Annotated in this window: 18 protein-coding genes; 15 read left to right on the top strand and 3 right to left on the bottom strand. The window is 65.7% G+C overall.

All coding sequences use genetic code 11. The features are described from left to right. Positions 1–79: 79 nt before the first annotated feature. Both C5N93_RS20610 and C5N93_RS20615 read left to right on the top strand, forming a co-directional pair. Positions 80–1,549 carry an aldehyde dehydrogenase gene (locus C5N93_RS20610; protein ID WP_242560710.1) on the top strand — a complete coding sequence of 490 codons (1,470 nt, stop codon included), beginning with the start codon at positions 80–82 and terminating at the stop codon, positions 1,547–1,549. Between the two features lie 63 nt (positions 1,550–1,612). Continuing rightward, positions 1,613–3,046 carry an MFS transporter gene (locus C5N93_RS20615; RefSeq protein WP_242560711.1) on the top strand — a complete coding sequence of 478 codons (1,434 nt, stop codon included), beginning with the start codon at positions 1,613–1,615 and terminating at the stop codon, positions 3,044–3,046. Between the two features lie 121 nt (positions 3,047–3,167). Here the strand turns inward: C5N93_RS20615 and C5N93_RS20620 are convergent, their stop codons facing one another. The 3 genes from C5N93_RS20620 to C5N93_RS20630 all read right to left on the bottom strand — a co-directional run bounded on the left by C5N93_RS20620 (position 3,168) and on the right by C5N93_RS20630 (position 5,935). Then, positions 3,168–4,118, bottom strand: coding sequence for a PDR/VanB family oxidoreductase (locus C5N93_RS20620; protein ID WP_242560712.1), 951 nt, complete (start codon positions 4,116–4,118; stop codon positions 3,168–3,170). After that, complete coding sequence (locus tag C5N93_RS20625) at positions 4,115–5,176, bottom strand: aromatic ring-hydroxylating dioxygenase subunit alpha (RefSeq protein WP_242560713.1); 1,062 nt, start codon at positions 5,174–5,176, stop codon at positions 4,115–4,117. Before C5N93_RS20625 ends, C5N93_RS20620 begins: the two co-directional genes overlap by 4 nt. A 90-nt stretch (positions 5,177–5,266) precedes the next feature. Further along, complete coding sequence (locus C5N93_RS20630; RefSeq protein WP_069343037.1) at positions 5,267–5,935, bottom strand: GntR family transcriptional regulator; 669 nt, start codon at positions 5,933–5,935, stop codon at positions 5,267–5,269. A gap of 224 nt (positions 5,936–6,159) precedes the next feature. Between C5N93_RS20630 and C5N93_RS20635 the strand changes: the two genes are divergently transcribed. From C5N93_RS20635 to C5N93_RS20695, 13 genes are all read left to right on the top strand, one after another. Beyond that, entirely contained in the window at positions 6,160–7,014 is an 855-nt protein-coding gene (locus C5N93_RS20635; RefSeq protein ID WP_242560714.1) for a gallate dioxygenase, read from the top strand. Then, complete coding sequence (locus C5N93_RS20640) at positions 7,011–7,370, top strand: protocatechuate 3,4-dioxygenase (RefSeq protein WP_069343038.1); 360 nt, start codon at positions 7,011–7,013, stop codon at positions 7,368–7,370. Before C5N93_RS20635 ends, C5N93_RS20640 begins: the two co-directional genes overlap by 4 nt. Before the next feature lies 1 nt (position 7,371). Next, positions 7,372–8,712 carry a LysR family transcriptional regulator gene (locus C5N93_RS20645; RefSeq protein WP_242560715.1) on the top strand — a complete coding sequence of 447 codons (1,341 nt, stop codon included), beginning with the start codon at positions 7,372–7,374 and terminating at the stop codon, positions 8,710–8,712. Between the two features lie 403 nt (positions 8,713–9,115). Then, positions 9,116–10,312: an ABC transporter substrate-binding protein gene (locus tag C5N93_RS20650; protein ID WP_069343040.1), complete on the top strand. Its 1,197-nt coding sequence runs from the start codon at positions 9,116–9,118 to the stop codon at positions 10,310–10,312. Positions 10,313–10,366: 54 nt separating this feature from the next. Continuing rightward, the gene (locus C5N93_RS20655) at positions 10,367–11,239 is read left to right on the top strand and encodes a branched-chain amino acid ABC transporter permease (RefSeq protein WP_242560716.1); all 873 of its coding nucleotides are present in this window, start codon (positions 10,367–10,369) and stop codon (positions 11,237–11,239) included. Positions 11,240–11,252: 13 nt separating this feature from the next. Then, positions 11,253–12,350: a branched-chain amino acid ABC transporter permease gene (locus C5N93_RS20660; RefSeq protein ID WP_242560717.1), complete on the top strand. Its 1,098-nt coding sequence runs from the start codon at positions 11,253–11,255 to the stop codon at positions 12,348–12,350. Further along, positions 12,347–13,099, top strand: coding sequence for an ABC transporter ATP-binding protein (locus C5N93_RS20665; RefSeq protein WP_069343043.1), 753 nt, complete (start codon positions 12,347–12,349; stop codon positions 13,097–13,099). The genes C5N93_RS20660 and C5N93_RS20665 overlap by 4 nt, the downstream gene beginning before the upstream one ends. Beyond that, complete coding sequence (locus C5N93_RS20670; protein WP_242560718.1) at positions 13,092–13,844, top strand: ABC transporter ATP-binding protein; 753 nt, start codon at positions 13,092–13,094, stop codon at positions 13,842–13,844. The genes C5N93_RS20665 and C5N93_RS20670 overlap by 8 nt, the downstream gene beginning before the upstream one ends. A gap of 82 nt (positions 13,845–13,926) precedes the next feature. Next, positions 13,927–14,700: a PIG-L deacetylase family protein gene (locus C5N93_RS20675; RefSeq protein ID WP_242560719.1), complete on the top strand. Its 774-nt coding sequence runs from the start codon at positions 13,927–13,929 to the stop codon at positions 14,698–14,700. 38 nt (positions 14,701–14,738) lie between these two features. Then, positions 14,739–15,443: a 4-carboxy-4-hydroxy-2-oxoadipate aldolase/oxaloacetate decarboxylase gene (locus C5N93_RS20680; RefSeq protein ID WP_242560720.1), complete on the top strand. Its 705-nt coding sequence runs from the start codon at positions 14,739–14,741 to the stop codon at positions 15,441–15,443. 11 nt (positions 15,444–15,454) lie between these two features. Further along, complete coding sequence (locus tag C5N93_RS20685; protein ID WP_242560721.1) at positions 15,455–16,573, top strand: 4-oxalomesaconate tautomerase; 1,119 nt, start codon at positions 15,455–15,457, stop codon at positions 16,571–16,573. Further along, entirely contained in the window at positions 16,570–17,310 is a 741-nt protein-coding gene (locus tag C5N93_RS20690; protein WP_242560722.1) for an alpha/beta hydrolase, read from the top strand. Before C5N93_RS20685 ends, C5N93_RS20690 begins: the two co-directional genes overlap by 4 nt. Continuing rightward, the gene (locus tag C5N93_RS20695) at positions 17,307–17,822 is read left to right on the top strand and encodes a nuclear transport factor 2 family protein (protein ID WP_242560723.1); all 516 of its coding nucleotides are present in this window, start codon (positions 17,307–17,309) and stop codon (positions 17,820–17,822) included. Before C5N93_RS20690 ends, C5N93_RS20695 begins: the two co-directional genes overlap by 4 nt. Positions 17,823–17,942 lie beyond the last annotated feature (120 nt).

Genomic DNA, 17,942 nt, shown 5'->3' on the forward strand with positions numbered 1-17,942 from the left:
CTCCATGCCCCCAACCACGTGGCGACGACCGGCGCGCGAGTCGGCGCATCGCCGGTGTCGAATCAGGAGACGTAAGTCCATGTCAGTCCAACAACATCCCGAAGTTCTCACGATGCTCATCGGCGGCCAGCGTGTCGCCGCCGCCCACGGTGCGACGTTCGAGCGACGCAATCCGCTCGACGGCGAAGTGGCGTCGCGTGCGCCTGCTGCGAGCGTCGACGATGCCCGCGCCGCCGTGCGCGCCGCATCGGACGCCTTTCCCGGATGGTCGAACACCGGCCCCGGCGAGCGCCGCGCGCTGCTGACGAAGGCGGCCGACCTGCTCGAAGCGAAGCTGGAGCAGTTTCAGGTCGCGATGGCGGCCGAGACGGGGGCGTCCGGCCTGTGGGCGGGATTCAACGTGCATCTCGCGGCGCAAGGTCTGCGTGAAGCGGCAGCCATGACGACCCAGATCGCCGGCGAGATCATTCCGTCGGATGTCCCCGGCAGTCTCGCGATGGGCGTACGTCAGGCCGCGGGCGTGGTGCTGGGCATCGCGCCGTGGAACGCGCCGGTGATTCTCGGCGTGCGGGCGTTGGCGCTGCCGCTTGCATGCGGCAACACCGTCGTGTTCAAGGGCTCCGAGTTGTGTCCGGCGACGCACGGCCTGATCGCCGACGCGCTCGACGAAGCCGGTCTGCCGCCGGGCGTCGTGAACTTCATCACGAACGCACCTAGGGACGCCGGGGCCATCGTGCAGGCGTTGATCGCCGAGCCCGCCGTGCGTCGGGTGAACTTCACCGGTTCCACGCGCGTGGGGCAGATCATCGCGGGGCTGTGCGCCGAACATCTCAAACCCGCGGTGCTCGAACTCGGCGGCAAGGCCCCGTGTCTCGTGCTCGACGACGCCGATCTCGACGATGCCGTGAACGGCGTGGCCTTCGGTGCGTTCGCTAATTCGGGGCAGATCTGCATGTCTACGGAGCGCATCGTGGTGGCCGAGGCGATTGCCGACGTGTTCGTCGACAAGCTCGCGGCCAAGGCGCGCGCGCTGCCGCTTGGCGATCCGCGCCATGGCCCGGTCGTGCTGGGTTCCGTGATCGACATGTCGACGGTCGAGCGCTGCAACGCGCTGATCGACGACGCGCTCGCCAAAGGCGCGAAGCTGCTGTGCGGCGGCCGTGCCGAGACGACGCTCATGCCCGCGACGCTGCTCGATCACGTCACGCCGGACATGCTGATCTACACCGAGGAGTCGTTCGGCCCGGTCAAGGGCATCGTGCGTGTGAAGGACGACGAAGCCGCCATTGCATGCGCCAACGATAACGCGTACGGCCTCTCGTCCGCCGTGTTCAGTCGCGATATCGCGCGCGCGATGGGCGTTGCGAAGCGCATCGAGTCCGGCATCTGCCATATCAACGGCCCGACCGTGCACGACGAAGCGCAGATGCCGTTCGGCGGCGTGAAGTCGAGCGGATGGGGACGCTTCGGCGGCAAAGCCGGCGTTCATGAATTCACCGATTTGCGCTGGATGACGGTGCAGACCACTCCGCGTCATTACCCGTTCTGAAGCTTCATCACCACCATACCGCCGCAGCCGGGACACCGGAATAGACGGCCGGAGGAGACAACCGTGTCACAACCGTTTGAAACCGTCCCTGCGGGCGCGGGCGCCGTATCTGGCGCTGCGTCCGGCGCTTCGTCAACGCTCCCGGCCAGCACATCAGGCAGTCCATCAGGCGGCACACCGGCCAGCCCGTCGGACCACGCAACCCGCCATCACGACACCCCGACGGCGGCCACGCCGAACTTCGGTCGCGTGGTGGCTGCCAGTTGCTTCGGCACGGCCATCGAGTGGTACGACTTTTTTGTCTACGGCTTTCTCGCCCCCATCGTGTTCGATCGGCTGTTCTTCCCGCAGCTCGACCCGATGACGGGCATGATCGCCGTGTTCGCAACGTTCGCCGTCGGCTTCGTCGCGCGCCCCATCGGCGGCATCGTCTTTGGTCACTACGGCGACCGCATCGGGCGCAAGTCGATCCTGTTGTTCACGCTGATTCTGATGGGCGTCGCCACCACGCTCATCGGCCTGCTGCCCACGTACGCCATGGTCGGCATGTGGGCGCCGATCATGCTCGTGACCTTGCGCTTCATTCAGGGCTTTGCGCTCGGCGGTGAGTCCGTGGGCGGGTTGCTGATGACGGTCGAGGGCGCGCCCGCGCATTTGCGCGGCCTCTTTGGCGGACTGATTCAGGCAGCGGGGCCGACGTCGATCGTCGGGGCGTCGCTCGCCATCGTGCTCATCACGCGCTTGCCGGAAGACGATTTGCTGACGTGGGGCTGGCGTCTGCCGTTCCTCGTGAGTCTGCTGCTCGTGGCGCTGGGGACGTATGTCCGCCTGAAGGTGGAGGAGTCGCCGAGCTTCAAGGCGGCGGAGCAGCATCGCGACATCGCCAAAGTGCCGGTCGCCGAGGTCATCACGCATTACTGGCGCCCGACGCTCGTCACGTTCTTCATCTGTCTGGCGGAGACGAGCTTCTTCTATCTGGTGGCGATTTTCTCGCTGTCCTACGGCACCAAGACGCTCGGTCTGCCGCGCAACGTGATGGCCGATGGTGTGCTGTACGCGAACATCCTCGCCATGCTCACGATCCCCGCGTTCGGCATGCTCTCCGACAAGCTGGGACGCCGTCCGATGTTCCTGATGGGGCTGGTCGCCACGGCGATTTTCATCTATCCGTTCTTCCTCATGATGGGCAGCAAGGAGACGACCTTCGTCGTGCTCGCCATCGTGATCGGCGCGGGCGTGATCCATCCCATGATGTTCGGTCCGGAAGGCAGCTTCTTCTCCGAGTTGTTCGACACGCGGGTGCGCTTCTCGGGCGTGTCGCTGGGCAAGCAGATCGGCACGGTGATGGGCGGCGGTCTGGCGCCGATGATTGCGGCGAGTCTGCTGGCGTGGAGCCACGGGCAGATCTGGCCGGTGATCGTCTATTTCCTCGTGCTCGCGACGATGGCGCTGATCTCGACGGTGCTCGTGCGCGAGACGAGGCATCGGACGATGTGACGATCCCCGCGACTTCCCCTCGACGTCGATGAAAACCAACAGCCCCGCTCGCGATGCGAAGCGGGGCTGTTGGTTTTTGAACCCGCTGCCGCGACCTCAGCGACCTCAGCGACGACTCCGCTCAGAGGTCGAGCACGAGCATGGCGGACTTGCTGCGCGAGCAGCACGGCAGGATCTGATCGTTGGCGGCGCGCTCGTCGTCCGTGAGGTAGACGTCGCGATGGTCCGGCGTGCCGTCGATCACACGCGTGAGGCACGTGCCGCACACGCCTTGCTCGCACGACATCTGCACTTCGACACCCTGCGCCGCGAGCGCCGCGACGATCGTCTCGCCGGCCGGCACGTCGATCACGCGGCCGCTCGAATGCAGCTTCACCTGAAACGCCCTGTCGGCCTCGCCATCCGCAGACTCGTGCACCGGCGCGGCGAAGTACTCGCGATGCACATTGCCTTCGGGCCATTGCGCGGCTTCCGCTCGGGCGAGCACGGCCTCGATAAAGCCCGCCGGGCCGCAGACATACAGATGCTTGCCTCCGGACGGCTGCGCCAGAATCGCATCGAGATCCGCGCGTTCGCCTTCGCTGTCGAAGTACAGGCGCGTCTTCGCCGCAATCCCTTCGCGTGCGAAGCGGTCGCGAAACGCCGTGCGTGCCGGTTCGCGTGTGCAGTAATGCACTTCGAAGGACGCCTCGCTCGCCGCCAGCGCCTCGGCCATACAGAGAATCGGCGTCACACCGATACCGCCTGCAAGCAGAATGCTGTGCTTCGCCGAATCGGCGAGCGGGAAGTGATTGCGCGGCGCGCTGATCTCGATCTCCGTGCCCACCGTGAGCGCATGCATGCCGACCGAGCCGCCACGCGATTGGGGATCGCGCAGCACCCCCAGGCAGTAGCGGTGCGTCTCGCCCGGCGCGTTGCACAGCGAGTATTGCCGCACGCAGCCGTCTGCCACATGCACGTCGATGTGCGCACCGGCAGTGAACGCCGGGAGCGCACTGCCGTCGACACTCACCAGTTCGAATTCGCAGATGTCGGTGGCGACATCGCGCTTGTTCGCCAGCCGGACCTTCATGCTGCGTTCTCCACACCGGCGCTCGCCGTGCCAGCGCGTTCGGCGTCGATCAGACGGTCGAGCACTTTGCGGGATTGCACGCCGCCCGCGTCGATGTTGAGCTTGAGAATCTTCTTGTCCGGGTACGCCGACAGGTTGCGCTGCTGTGCTTCGAGGACCTCCTGGTCCTCGGCGAAGATACCGCCCTGGCCCTTCTTGATCGCGGCCGTCAGTTCGGCATCCTGCGGCTTGAAGTTGCGTGCCATGCCCCAGAAATACCAGATCGATTCGTCGGTCTCCGGCGTGATGAAGTCGACGACGATGCTGCCGGCCTTCTTGTCGGCGGGGGCGTCGTAGCCGCCATGACCGGCGTGCGCGACACCGACTTCGATCATCACGTGGCTCGGCGGCGTGAAGCGGCAGACTTGCCAGCGGTCGCACGCGACCTGATCGTCCAGACCGTTCGCGCGCAGTGCACCCGCCCAGAACGGCGGCGCCTTGATGTTTTCCATGTGACGCGCCGTGATCACCATGTCGCCCTCGACGGTCGTCTTCGGCGGGGCTTCTTCGATCTCCTCCTGCCCGATGCTCGTCGCGTGCACGTAGGTCTCGTGCGTGAGGTCCATCAGGTTGTCGATCATCAAGCGATAGTCGCACTTGATGTGATACAGGCCGCCGCCGTACGCCCACTGCTCACTCACCGCCCACTCCAGGTGCGGGATCTCGTCGGGATTCGCGAGTGCTGCATCGCCCGGCCAGACCCAGACGAAGCCGTAACGCTCGACGCACGGGAACGACCGCGTCTTCGGAAAGCCGCCGACACGTTGACCGACCATCTTCGTGCACTTGCCGCCGCCGTCGACCGTCAGGCCGTGATAGCCGCACACGAGGTGCCCGTCCTTGACGAAGCCCAGCGAGAGCGCGGCGCCGCGATGCGGGCAGAAGTCTTCGAGCGCAGCGGCGTTGCCATTGCCGTCACGGAAGAACACCATCGCTTCGTTGCAGATCTTGCGGCCCAACGGCTTGTCGGCGAATTCGTCCGGCGTACACGCGACGTACCAGGTGTTTTTAAGGAACATGATCGTTTGTCTCCTTGGCGTGCCTTGTCAGGGGTGCGGCGCGCTCTCGTTTCGATAAGGGATGGGTCGGATTCGGCGACGGCGCGCGCCTCAGAGCAACTGCGCGCCCATGCTGTGTTCTTGCGTCACGATGTGCTCGCGGCACATGAATTCGGCGCGATCGGGCTGCCGCGCGGCAATCGCCTCGACGATGGCGTGATGCTGCCGATGCGCGTAGGCGATGATGTCTGCGTACTGGCGCCGGTCCTCATGACCGAACGCTACCGTGCGGGGGGCGACGAACGGCACCAGATTGCAGCGCGCGATGAAACCTTCGAGCAGGGGATTGCGAGCGCCGGTGACGAGCAGGTCGTGAAAGCGCGCATTGAGCGACGCGTAGCCGATCTGGACTTCGGGCGTCATCGTGTGATCGGCGAGCAGGGCGTCGCCCTCGGCCAGCAACTCGCGCAACTGCCGGAGCAGTTCCGCGCTCGCGCCTTTCTCGGCAAGCAGGCGTGCGGCGTAGCCTTCGAGCGCGCCACGCAGATGCAACGCTTCGACACTCTCCTCACGCGTGTGCGCCCGCACCGCGTAGCCACGCTGTCCGGCGCGCACCACCAGTCCTTCCTCGGCGAGCACCGGCAGCGCCTGACGCACCGGCATGCGCGACACGCCCAGTTGCTCTGCGAGCTTCGCTTCGGCCAGACGCTCGCCCGGCGCAAGTTCGCCCTTGAGGATCATTTCGCGCAATTGAACCGTGGTCGGGGTGGGATGCAGCATGCGTCTCCTTTCGTTTCCTTTCCTGCGTGCCAGACAAGCGGGGCTTGGCGGCATCGGCTTTTTTTCATTATGGGATCCCGTAATTCGTAAACGCATTGGTAAATACCCTTGTTTATGCCAATACGGGATCCCGGATAGACTCGGCGCTGCATAAATGCGGGCTCGGATTCACGAACGGATTCTGCGGCCCGGGCATGACAAAACAAGAGACGGAGACTTTCAGCGTGGCAAAGATCATTGGCGGGATCGGGACGTCGCACGTGCCGACCATCGGTGTGGCGTACGACAAGGGCAAGCAGCAGGATCCCGCGTGGGCGCCGCTGTTCCAGGGCTACGAGCCCGTAGCGAAGTGGCTCGCCGAGAAGCAGGCCGACGTGCTGGTGTTCTTCTACAACGACCACGCCACCACGTTTTTCTTCGACATGTATCCGACGTTCGCCCTCGGCGTCGGCGAGTCGTTCCCGATTGCCGACGAAGGCGCCGGGCTGCGCCCGCTGCCGCCGATTCGCGGTGACGTGGCGTTGCAGGCGCATATCGCCGAGTCGCTCGTGAACGACGAGTTCGACATCACCGTCTTCCAGGACAAGCCGATCGATCACGGTTGCGCGTCGCCGCTGCCGCTGCTCTGGCCGCACAAGCCGGACTGGCCCGGCACGGTCGTGCCGATCGCCATCAATGTGTTGCAGTACCCGTTGCCGACCGGGCGTCGCTGCTACCGCCTCGGTCAGGCGGTGCGTCGCGCCATCGAGTCGTATCCGGAAGACCTGCGCGTGGTGGTCGTGGGCACGGGCGGCCTCTCGCATCAGATTCACGGCGAGCGCGCGGGGTACAACGACGAAGCGTGGGACCGCGAGTTTCTGGAACTGCTGGAGCATGCGCCGGAGAAGCTGACCGAACTCAAGCACGTGGACTACGTGCAGCGCGGCGGTGCGGAGAGCGTCGAACAGATCATGTGGCTGTCGATGCGTGGCGCGATGGGGCCGCGCATCAAACGTCTGCATCTGAACTACTACCTCGCGACGACGACGGCGATGACCGTCGCGCTGTTTGAAGACGACTCAGAGGAGGTGGTCGCATGAATCCGCAACTCGAAGGTATCGAAGCGATCACCGGCACCTATGCATTCGATCTGCGCGTGAGCAACCGCACGCTCAAGCTCAATCGTTTCTTCTGGCACATGATTCGCGCGGAGAATCGCGAGACGTTCCTGAACGATCCCGTCGCCACGATGACCGCCGCGGGACTCACGGCGGATGAACAGGCCATGGTGCAGGCGCAGGACTGGCTCGGCCTCGTGCGTCACGGCGTGAACTTCTTCGTGCTGGAGAAGTTTGCCCGCGTGGTGCGCAAGACCAATCTCGAAGTCTATGCGCTCATGCGCGGCGAGACGCTCGACGAGTTCATGGCCACGCGACGCGTGCCCACCATGCGCTGACATGGCCATCGACACTGCCATCAGCCTGACGAACGCGCCGGCCGCGCCCCGGCTGGCGTGCCACGAACGCGGCACGTGGAGCCGTGCGCCGCAAAGCACCGAGGCGACGCTGCTGTGCCGCAAGCTGCGCGGCTTGCGCGCCATGGTCGCGGTGCTCGAATGCGACTCGGTCGCGCGTGCGGCGCGCATGCTGCATCTGTCGCAATCGGCCGTGGCGCGCTCGATCTCGGACATTGAGGCGGAGCTGGGTTTTCCGCTGTTTCACCGCAGCGGGCGCGGCCTGATTCCGAATGCCGCGGGTCAGCGGCTCGGGGTGCGTGCCACGCGTGCGCTTGCCGAACTGGCGAACGGCTACCGCGAAGCGTTCGCGGCGACGGCGTCGCAGGCCGACGGCGGTGCACGTGCGGCAAGCCGCTTCGCCGCAGTGGTTGCGCCGCAGCAACTTACGAGCTTCATCGCCGTGGCCGAGTTGGGCAGCGGCCCGCTGGCGGCGAATCGTCTGCAATGCTCTCAGCCGACGATTCAGCGCAATCTCGATCAGCTCGAAGACCTCATCGGCATCAAGCTGTTCCGACGCACGCCGCGCGGCACGCGTCTCACGGACGAAGCGTTGGCCTTGCTCGGTCCGGTCAAACGCGCGCTCGCGGAACTGGCGATTGCGGAAGACGAACTCGCCCCGTTCGGCGGACGTCAGCAGGGCACCGTGATCGTGGCGGCGTTGCCGCTGTCGAGTGGTTTTCTGTTGCCCAAGGCCATCGACAGCCTGCTGCACAAGTCGCCGTATCTCACGGTGACGGTGGTCGACGGGACTTACGAAGCGCTCGTGCGTCAGTTGCGACAGGCAGACGTCGACATGATCGTCGGCGCCTTGCGAGCGAACGACGTGCCGCCGGACATTCGTCAGGAAGCGTTGTTCGAAGATCATCTGTCGGTGGTCGCGCGCGCCGATCACCCCTGCCTGACGTCTGGCCGAACGCCAACGCTCGCGGAACTCGCAGAGTACGGCTGGGTAAGTCCGTTGCCGTGCACGCCCGCGCGCGGCGTCTTCGAGCGCGTATTCCATGCCGAAGGGCTGGCGCTGCCTCGCACGCAGGTGCACGCGAGCAGTTCACCGGTGGTGCGCGGGTTGCTGTCGTCGAGCGACCGGTTGGCGTTGCTCTCGCCTGTGCAGATTACGTCGGAGTTGCGCACGGGCGAACTCGCCGTCGTGCCGGTGTCGTTGCAACACGCGCGTCGCTCGATTGGCGTGGCGACACGTCGTGACGGATTGCTCTCGCCAGCGGCGGAGCAATTGCTCGACGAATTGCGCGCGCTCGCGCCGACGATGCAGCATCCGACGTAAAAGTACCGTGACGAGCGCGAATCGCGCTCGCCAACCCGCTTGCGAGCGCGGCGAAATTCGACGAATTCGCCATGACTTGCATGTCTCGCCTCATTCCCCCGCCCGCGATTTTCGCGGCGCGGCACACTCCCTGACGACTCCCCGCTCCGCCTTGTGTGGCGGGCATTCCATCGGCGGAACGCCATGCGTCCCGCAGCGCGAAATTCCCTTCGAAAAATTCATCTCGAAACCTAGGGGAAATCTCGGGGATATACGAAAAACGCAACGCTCGACGCGAGAAGGTCGTTCGACGTCGACATTTCGTCTGCCTAAGCTGTTCCGCATCACATAGAAAAGGCGCGCCATCCCCCGGCGCGACCTCACAACCGATCGGCGCCGCTAACGCCGACGAGGAGACGACACCATGAACAAGCGCCATCTCTGGCTTGCGGTAGCACTCGCGAGCGTCTGCCAATTCACCGCTGTCTCGGCCCGCGCCGAGGAAATCAAGGTCGGCATGCTGGGGCTGTTCTCCGGCTCGGCGTCGTGGTGGGGCACGGAATACCGTCGTGGCGTCAACCTGTGGCTCGAACAGAACAAGAACAAGGTCGGCGACGACACCATCGTCGTGCTGGAGCGCGACGAAGGCGGCGTGAACCCGCAGCGCACGCGCCAGCTCGCACAGGAACTCGTGGTGCGCGATCAGGTGCAGTATCTGTTCGGCGGCTCGTTCACGCCGAACGTGCTGGCGATGGCCGATGTCGTGAACCAGACCAAGACGCCGCTCGTCATCGGTAACTCGGGCACTTCCAGCGTCACGCTCAAGTCGCCGTACTTCGTGCGCACCGGCTTCACGCAGTGGGCCGTGAGCGTGCCGCTCGTCGAATACGCCGCGAGCAAGGGCGTGAAGAATGCCGCCATCGTGGTGGCCGACTTCGCGACCGGTTACGACGCCATCGACGCCTACAGCGAGACGTTCAAGAAGTCGGGCGGCAAGATCGCCGTCGAAGTGAAGGTGCCGCTGGGCACGACGGACTTCTCCAGCTATCTGCAACGCGTGCGCGATGCGAAGCCGGACGCCGTCTTCATGTTCATGCCGGTCGGCCCGATGTCGGCAGGCTTCGTGAAGGCGTTCAAGGAGCGCGAACTCGACAAGGCAGGCATCCAGCTCTTCGCCACCACCGAGACCATGGAGTCGGATCTGCCGGCCATCGGCGACAGCGCCCTGGGCACGATCACCGCGCTGCACTACTCGCCGTTCCTCACCACGCCGGAGAACACCGCGTTCGTGAAGGCGTACAAGGCCAAGTACGGGCCGGGCGCGCTGCCGTCGATCGCCTCGGTGTCGGCCTACGACTCGATGACGCTCATCGCGCAGATGATCAAGGCGACGAAGGGCAAGAAGGACGCCGACAAAGCCATCGCCGCCGTGAAGGGCTACTCGTGGGTGAGCGCCCGCGGTCCGGTGTCGATCGATCCGAAGACGCGTGAAATCGTGCAGAACGTGTACATTCGTCGCGTGGAAACCATCGACGGCAAGCTGGGCAACAAGCCGATCGAGACGTTCAAGTCGGTCGTCGAGCCGTGGCACCTCAGCCACCCGCAAGTGGCTGCAAAGTAACGCAGGCGATGTCCCCCCTGATTCGCTCTGTTCGTTAGGTTCCGGTAATTCGTCATGACGCAATCGCTTGCCACTTTCCTGTCGTTGTCGATCGACGGTGTGGCCTACGGGATGCTGCTGTTTCTCATCTCCGTGGGCCTCACGGTCACGCTCGGCGTGATGCGCGTGGTCAACCTCGCGCACTCCGCTTTCGCCATGATCGGCGGTTATTTCACCTTGTGGGCCATGCAGCGTGCCGGGCTCGATTTCTTCGTCGCGCTGCTCGTCGGCGTGCTCGGCACGATGGTGCTGGGCGCGGTGCTCGAGCGCACGCTGTATCGCTGGGTCTACACGGCCAACGGTCTGGGGCAGTTGCTCATGACGATCGGGCTGGCGTTCATCATCTGCGCGATCGCCAAGAACCTCGCCGGTACGGAGTTGCAGACGATTCCGGTGCCGCAGGGATTGCGCGGCACGTGGGACTTCGGTGCGTTCTCGGTGTCGGTGTATCGCATCTTCGCGCTGGTGTGCAGTGCGGTCGTCGCCTTCGGCATCTGGCTCGGGCTGGAACGCACGTCGTTCGGTGCGAAGCTGCGCGCCGCCGTCGACAACCCGCGCATGGCGCGCTGTGTCGGCATCGACGTACCGCTCGTGTTCTCGATCACGTTCGCTATCGGTTGCGGTCTGTCCGGGTTGGGCGGTGCGCTGTCGAGCCAGATCCTGCCGCTGGAGCCGTACTACGGCCTGAAGTATCTGGTGCTCGTGCTGATCGTGGTTGCCGCCGGTGGTCTGGGCAGCTTGCGCGGTTCGCTGTATGCCGGGCTGCTGTTGGGCCTGATCGACACGCTCGGCCGTTACTACGTGCCTGCGCTCGGCGCTTTCATGATCTACCTGGCCGTGCTGGCCATTCTGCTGATCCGCCCGCAAGGGTTGGTCGGCCGCGCCTGAGCGGAGGATGACGATGTCGCAAACGAATCCTTCGCCGTCGACGGCCAACATCGGGCAAGTGGCCCCGGCGCTGCGTCGCAAGCGTCTGGGCATGCTCGACGCGCTGCTGCTGCTCGCCGCCGTCGCCACATACTTCTTCGCCGATCTGTATCTCGCGCTCGCCACGAGCGTGCTGATCATGATCATCTTCGCGCTCTCGCTCGACCTCGTGCAGGGCTATTGCGGTATCGAGACGCTGGGGCACGCGGCCTTCTTCGGCAGCGGCGCCTATGCGGCAGGACTGTTCGCGCTGCACGTGTCACCGAATCCGCTGCTGGGGCTCGTGGCGGGCGCCGTGGTCGCGGGTGTCGTGGGACTGATCACGGGTGTGGTCGTGCTGCGCGTGAGCGGCCTCACGCAGATCATGCTCACGCTTGCCTGCGCAACGCTGCTCTATGAAGCGGGCAACATCGCCAAGTCGATCACGATGGGCGACGACGGCCTGACGGGCTACACCATCGCGCCGGTGCTCGGCTTGTTCGAGTTCGATATCTACGGCCACACGGCGTATCTGTATGCGCTGGCGGTGTTGCTCGTCGTGTATCTGTTCACCCAGTTCCTCGTGAACTCGCCGTTCGGGCTGACGGTGCAGGGCATTCGCGAGAACGCCATGCGCATGTCGCTGCTCGGCGTGCGCGTGGGGCTGCGTCGTCTGATGCTCTACACGATCGCCGCGGCGGTGGCCGGTGTCGCGGGTGCCCTCTCGGCGCAGGTCAACAACATCGTGGCGTTGGACACGCTGTCGTTCACGCTGTCGGCCAACGTGCTCGTGATGCTCGCCCTCGGCGGCACCGGACGTCTCTATGGTGCAGTACTCGGCGCGGTCGTCTTCATGGTGCTGTCCGATCGCATCGCCGCCATCGACCCGACGAACTGGCTGGCCGCGCTCGGCGTGCTGCTGATCGTGGTGGTGCGCTTCGCGCCGGACGGGCTGATCGGCGTGGTCGATCGCATGGCGGCACGCGTGCGGCGTCCGGCCCCGGCGGTGACGTCGACCGATAACGGCAACGGCAATACGCATCACGCGCTCAACGCGAAAGCAACGACCACGGACAAGGAGGTGACGCCGTGAGCGCTGCACTCGAAATTCAGGGACTGTCCAAACGCTTCGGTCAGTTGGACGTGACCCGCAACGTCAGCTTGTCGCTGCCGGTCGGCGCGCGTCACGCGCTGATCGGGCCGAACGGCGCGGGCAAGAGCACGTTGATGAACCTGCTCACCGGCGTGCTTAAGCCGAACGCGGGCGTGGTGCGTGTGGGCGGGACGGACGTCACGTCGATGCCGTCGCACAAGCGCGTGAAGCTGGGCCTGGCCCGCACGTTCCAGTTGAACACGCTGTTCGACACGCTCACGGTCGCGGAGAACGTGGCGCTGGCGCTCACGTCGCGACGCGGTCTGGACGGGCGCATCGGCAAGCCGCTGGCGAGCCGCCCGGCTGTGGTCGAGGAAGCGGCGGAACGGCTGCGCGAACTCGGCATGATCGATCTCGCCGGCAAGCGCATCAACGAACTGGCTTACGGACAGCGGCGTCAGGTCGAGATCGCGCTGGGCCTGGCGCTCGATCCGAAGGTGCTGCTGCTCGACGAGCCCGTCGCAGGCGTGCCGTCGGGGCAGGGACGCAAGCTGTTCGAACTGCTCGAACGCCTGCCGCAAGACGTCGCCGTGATGGTCATCGAGCACGACATGGATCTGGTCTTCCGCTTTGCGCGCCGCATCACGGTGCTGGTCGAAGGCGCGGTGCTCATGGAAGGCGAGAAGGACGAAGTGCGCAGCGATCCGCGCGTGCGCGATATCTATCTGGGGCGTCGCCATCATGACTGACATTCTGCTCGAAGCCGGCGGACTCAGTGCCGGGTATGGCGAGACGATCGTGCTCGAAGACCTGAGCCTGCGCGTGGCGGCCGGTGAGGCCGTTGCCATTCTCGGACGCAATGGCGTGGGCAAAAGCACGCTGCTGCTCAGTCTGCTCGGACTCACCACGCGCCACGGCGGCGTGTTGCGCTATCGCGACGACGACATCACGTCGTGGCCCGCGTACAAGCGGGCTCGTGCGGGACTCGCGCTGGTGCCGCAGGAACGCGAAATCTTCAAATCGCTTTCCGTCGAAGAGAACCTGCAAGTGTCGGCGATGGGCGATGTCGCCGGCGCGACCAATGCCACCAATACCGGGGGCGATGACGCCTGGACGCTGGCGCGCGTGTACGACCTGTTCCCGCGCCTGAAGGAGCGGCGTCGCAATCTCGGCAACCAGCTCTCGGGTGGCGAGCAGCAGATGCTCGCCATCGGCCGCGCACTCATCGGCAATCCCCGCGTGATTCTGTTCGACGAGCCGTTCGAGGGGCTCGCACCGGTGATCGTCGATCAACTGGTCGACGCGTTCTGGAAGCTGCGCGCCGACGGCGGTATGGGTGTGGTGCTTGTGGAGCAGCACGCAGAGCTGGGGCTGGAACTCACCGATCGGGCGCTGGTGCTCGACCGGGGGCGTCAGGTCTGGGCGGGACGCAGCAGCGATCTGACGGCGTCGCCGGAATTGCTCGGCTCGCTCGTCGGGCTGGAAAGCGCCTGAGCGGCGCTGACGACATCTGCAACACAAGCGACACGCAAGCGGCACATGCGACACATCAGCCACACGTATCAGAGTCAAACACATGAGCACAACACAGCACACCAATGCCGCAGGCCCGTCGGCGCCATCGGGTCTCTCGGGTCTCGTGGTCAGCGCGCACTCGGCCGACTTCGTCTGGCGCGCGGCAGGCACCATCGCCACGCACGTCACGCAGGGTTACCGCATGAAGATCGTCTGCCTGTCCTTCGGCGAGCGTGGCGAGTCGGCCAAGCTCTGGCGCAAGGGCGCGGAGATGACCGAAGCGAAGGTCAAGACCGCGCGTCGTGAAGAGGCGCAGCGCGCCGCTGACATTCTGGGCGCGGAGATCGAGTTCCTCGACATCGGCGACTACCCGATGCGCGTGTCGGACGAAACGCTCTTCAGGCTCGTCGACATCTATCGCGAATTGCAGCCGTCGTTCGTGCTGAGCCATTCGGAGAAGGACCCCTACAACTTCGATCACCCGCTGGCGATGCACGTCACGCAGGAAGCACGCGTGATCGCGCAGGCCGAAGGTCACAAGCCGGGCGAGAAGATCATCGGTGCACCGGCGGTGCTCGCGTTCGAACCGCATCAGACCGAGCAGTGCGAGTGGATTCCGAACACCTTCGTGGACATCACGCCGGTGTGGGAAAAGAAGCGCGCCGCCATCGAGTGCATGGCCGGTCAGGAGCATCTCTGGGATTACTACACGCGCGTGGCGCTGCAACGCGGTGTGCAGGCCAAACGCAACATCGGCATCACGGCGGCGCGCGACATCAAGTACGCGGAAGGGTTGATGCGTCTGACCCCCGTCGTCGCTCAGCACCTCTCGTAAGCCATGCCGTCACTGTCACCCGTTATGGAGTCACTGTCATGATTCGCGGCGTTGTCGTTCGTCAAATTCCCCGTGTCGATGCCGCCACGCTCGACATTCTGCGCAGCGCCGGCAGCGCTACCGTACACGAGGCGCAGAGCCGCCTCGGCCTGATGGCGACGTATCTGCGTCCGATCTATACAGGCGCTAGCGTTGCAGGCAGCGCCGTGACGGTGCTCGCACCGCCCTCCGACAACTGGATGCTGCACGTGGCGGTCGAGCAGGCGCAGCCGGGCGACATCGTCGTGGTCGGCGTGACCTCGCCGTGCGACGACGGCTACTTCGGCGATCTGCTCGCCACGTCGATGAAAGCGCGCGGCGTCGCGGGTCTGATCATCGACGCCGGTTGCCGTGACATCGGCACGCTCACCGAGATGCAATTCCCGGTGTGGTCGAAAGCCATCTCGTCGCAGGGCACCGTCAAGGAAACGCTCGGCTCCGTGAACGTGCCGGTGGTGTGCGCCAACCAGATCGTGAACCCGGGCGACGTGATCGTGGCAGACGACGATGGTGTCGTCGTCGTGCCCTTCGCCACGGCGCAGGTCGTCGCCAGGGCTGCCGCGGCTCGCGGTGCCGACGAAGCCTACAAGCGCGGCGTGCTCGCGGGCGGCACGTTGGGACTGGACTACTACAAGATGCGTGAGCGCCTCGCGGCAAAGGGCTTGCGCTACGTCGACTCGATCGACGAGTTGACGAGCGAGTGAGCGGTCCGTCCATGATGCATTCCCAAACGCGCATTCGCGCCGCCGTCATGCGCGGCGGCACCTCGAAGGGGCTCTACTTCCTCGCCGACGATCTCCCGGCGGATGTCGCCACGCGCGACGCCGTGCTGCTCGCCGCGATGGGCTCGCCCGATGCGCGCCAGATCGACGGCATGGGCGGGGCGAACCCGCTCACGAGCAAGGTCGCCATCGTCTCGAAGGCGACGCGCCCCGATGCCGACGTCGACTATCTGTTCGCACAAGTCGTGGTCGACGAAGCGCGTGTCGACTACGGACAGAACTGCGGCAATCTTCTCGCGGGCGTAGGGCCGTTTGCGATCGAGCGAGGGCTCGTCGCTGCCACGGGCGACGTGACGGACGTCGGCATTCACATGGTCAACACGGGACAGGTAGCGGTTGCCACGGTGCAGACCCCGGATGGCGTCGTGAAGTACGACGGCGACGTGGCCATCGACGGCGTACCGGGTACGTCCGCGCCGATTCCACTGATGTTCCGCGATACCGCCGGCTCGTCCTGCGGCGCACTGTTTCCGACCGGGCAGCGTCAGGAGGTCGTCGAAGGCATCACGGTGACGTGCATCGACAACGGCATGCCGCTCGTGCTCATGCGTGCGCAGGACCTCGGATGTTCCGGTGCGGAGTCCTGCGACCAGCTCGAAGCCGGGCCGGCATTTCAGGCGATGCGCGAGCGGATCGAGGCGATCCGTCTTGCCGTCGGTCCGCGCATGCATCTGGGCGACGTGCGCTCGCGCACGGTGCCGAAGATGTGTCTCGTCGCGCCGCCGCAAGCCGGGGGAGCGCTCGCCACGCGGTGCTTCATCCCGCATCGCTGTCATTCGTCCATCGGTGTGCTCGCGGCTGTGAGCGTGGCGACGGCGGCGGCATTGCCGGACACCGTCTGTCATGAGATGGCCGTGGTGCCGGACGGCGACGCGCCGCTGCTTTCCATCGAACATCCGACGGGTGAATTCACCGTGCGGCTGGCGCTCGGTCTCGATGCCGACGGCACGACGGCGGTGACCGGTGCAGGTTTGCTGCGCACCGCGCGCTGGCTGTTCGACGGCGAGGTGTGCATTCCCACGCGTGTCTGGACGCAAGGAGAGGTGGCATGAACTTCGAACGTCCCCCGTTGCTCATGCTTCCCGGCCTGCTTTGCGATCAGGTCGCGTGGGCGGCGACCGCTGCCTTGTTGCCCGAATTCGATTGCCGCGTGCCTGCCTGGGGCGCGCTCGACACCATTGGTGCGATGGCCGAGCACGTGCTCGCCACGACGCCGGAGCCGCGCTTCGCGCTCGCCGGTCATTCGATGGGCGGACGCGTCGCGCTGGAGGTGGTGCGTCGCGCACCCCACCGCGTGAGTCGTCTCGCGTTGCTCGATACCGGTTATCAGGCGTTGCCCGATGGCGAAGCCGCCGAGAAGGAACGGAGCGGTCGCGCGGCGTTGCTCGCCCGTTCGCGCGAGCACGGCATGCGCGCCATGGGACAGGTCTGGGCGACCGGCATGGTGCATCCCGATCAGATCGGCACGCCGCTGTTCGACGCGATTCTCGACATGATCGAGCGCAGCGATTCCGAGCAGTTCGCGGCGCAGATCCGGGCGTTGCTCGGCCGGCCGGACGCCACGCCGCAACTGGCCGACATCTGTTGTCCGACGCTCGTGCTGTGTGGTCGGCAGGACACCTGGAGCCCGCTCGCCCGTCACGAAGTCATGGCCGGCGCGATTCCCGGCGCGGTGCTGAGCGTGGTGGAACACAGCGGCCACATGAGTCCGATGGAGCGGCCCGAAGCCGTGTCCGACGCGATGCGCGCGTGGATGGCGTTGCCGTCGGTGGAGGTTTCGCCGTCATGACGCAGCCATTCTCGCTGGAAGATCCGCAGCCCCTACAAACCGAAGGCGATGCGCCGCAGGACGAGATCGTCGATCAGCAGAGCCTCGACGCACTGCGTGCCAAGCAGGCGTGCCACGACCTTGTGATGCGCTTCGTGTTGTGCAACGACCGGCGCGACCCGCACGGACTCGCGGCGCTGTTCGCGGAGAAGGGCGTGCTGGTGCGACCCAATGGGGAGACGTTGGTCGGTCGCGCGGCCATTGCCGCCGCGTACGCGGATCGTCCGGCAGGTCGGCTCACGCGGCACCTCGTCGGCAACGTGCTGATCGACGTGACGTCGGCCACCGGCGCCATCGGCAGCAGCACCGTGTTGCTGTGGAGCGGCTCGGCGCAGGACGTGCCGGGGCCGTTCGGGCGTCCCGCGCAAGGCCGTCAGGTGATGGGCGAGTTCGAAGACACGTTCGTGCGCACCGCGCAGGGCTGGCGCATCGCGCGCCGCGAAGCCCGGTTCACGTTCGTACGCGAGGCGTGAGCGGCAAAGCGCGCCAGAGATGCCAGAGATGCCAGAGATAGCGAGGGCCGACGCCGAAGGCAGCACAGGAGGCGGCGCCGGTCACTCGCAAGCGCAGGAAAGCAGTACCCGGAGGCGGCC

Source organism: Pandoraea sp. LA3 (assembly GCF_022696215.1).
GTDB classification, from domain to species: Bacteria; Pseudomonadota; Gammaproteobacteria; order Burkholderiales; family Burkholderiaceae; genus Pandoraea; species Pandoraea capi.